The organism is Chitinophaga sp. GbtcB8 (assembly GCF_019091455.1).
Taxonomy (GTDB): Bacteria; Bacteroidota; Bacteroidia; order Chitinophagales; family Chitinophagaceae; genus Chitinophaga.
The window spans coordinates 1-245 of sequence record NZ_JAGXJN010000317.1 but is presented as its reverse complement, the minus strand read 5'-3'; the positions used below and the strand labels follow the sequence as shown (position 1 = coordinate 245).

Sequence of the window (245 nt, the reverse complement as noted above, 5' to 3'; positions counted from 1 at the left end):
TGCTCCGCCACGAGCGGCGGGGCAACGTTGATAATCGCGATGTCGTCGTCGAACGCTACCCGAGTGAGCACGCCCAACTGATGCAATCTCTTCTCAAGGTCGAGCGGACCCCAGATGCGCTTCCCGTGCGGGGCGTCCGCTGACGCCGAAACAAGCTCGATGGCCCACAAGTACCCGGCGCCTCTCACATCGTGGACCACATCGAGATCCAACAGCGAACGCAGCTCCTTCTCCAGGGCGGTCTG

1 pseudogene is annotated in these 245 nt (G+C 62.9%); it reads right to left on the bottom strand.

Annotation, left to right across the window (positions count from 1 at the left end):
- Positions 1-245: pseudogene (locus KVT36_RS31975) on the bottom strand (hypothetical protein); the annotation flags it as partial.